The following is a 1100-nucleotide window of genomic DNA, read 5'->3' as shown; positions in this document are numbered from 1 at the left end:
GGGGGGGGGCGGGGGGGGCGGCGGGGCCCCGGCCCCGCCCCCCCCCGCCGCGGCGAGAAGGCCGCGTTCGTCTTCGAACCGGGCCGCACCCACGCCTGCGACATCCACCGCGAAGAGGGCTTGCTGCACGCCGGGCACAGTGACACGCGCGATGCCCTGCTCCAGCAGATCTCCACGAGTTGGCACGTGGTCGAGGCGCAGTGCCTCCTGCAGTACCGGGGCTACTCACCGGGCGTGGTCGACGGCGCTTACGGAGCGGAGACGGAGAAGGCGGTCAAGCGTTTCCAGCAGGCGGCCGGTCTCGTCACGGACGGGCACATGGGCCCCCACACCTGGGAAGCCCTGCGCCGGTGACGCGGCGGAGCGGACCGGAACACAGTCTCCTCGTCCTCGCACGGGAGTTGGCCGCGCTGCGCGCGCGGACGGGGCTGAGCCTGGACGCCCTCGCCCGGCGCACCACGGCGAGCAGGTCCTCCTGGCACCGATACCTCAACGGAACCCTGCTGCCTCCGCGTGCGCTGGTCCAGGAACTGTGCGCGCTGGCGGACAAGCCCGCCACCCGGCTGCTGGCCCTGTGGGACCTCGCGGCCGAGTCCGGAAGTCCCCGCCCGACAGCGCCCCCCGCGCCGTCCGAGCCCGGTCCGCAGGAGCCCTCGGCCTCCCGGGAAGGCGTCCGCTCACGGTTCCGCCGCCCCCTGCTGACGACCGCACTGGCCGGCGGCCTGGCACTGGCGGCCGTACTCACGGCGGTCAGCCTCCCGCGCGACTCCGGCTCCGCTCCCCGGCCCGAGCCCTTGCGCCCCGGCTGCACGGGGGCGGAGTGCACCGGTCGTTCCTCCCAGCCCCAGGCGTGTGCCATCGCGGGCTCCGGCACCCGCACGGTCGCCGAACGGCGCCCTGAACGGGGACCGTCCATGGACATCCGGTACAGCCCTTTCTGCGAGGCGAGTTGGGCGCGGATCTGGTTCGGACGCGTCGGCGACCGCGTCGAGATCAGCGCCCCGGGCCAGGGCACGCGCTGGACCGAGATCAAGGACAGATTCGACGCCGAGGGCTACCTCTCGACCCCCATGGTCGGCGGTGGCCCCGAGGGCCTGAAG

2 protein-coding genes are annotated in these 1100 nt (G+C 74.5%); both read left to right on the top strand.

Going from position 1 to position 1100, the window contains the following annotated elements:
- The coding region (locus ACFW2E_RS47580) for a peptidoglycan-binding protein (RefSeq protein ID WP_384478582.1) at positions 1-354 on the top strand (354 nt) is incomplete at its 5' end.
- A partial coding sequence (locus tag ACFW2E_RS47575) for a DUF2690 domain-containing protein (RefSeq protein ID WP_384478579.1) occupies positions 351-1100 on the top strand: 750 nt, incomplete at its 3' end. The genes ACFW2E_RS47580 and ACFW2E_RS47575, both read left to right, overlap by 4 nt.

It is taken from the genome of Streptomyces sp. NPDC058964 (genome assembly GCF_042741275.1).
Lineage (GTDB): Bacteria > Actinomycetota > Actinomycetes > Streptomycetales > Streptomycetaceae > Streptomyces.
The sequence above is the reverse complement of the archived record's forward strand: the minus strand, read 5'-3'. Positions and strand labels throughout refer to the sequence as shown.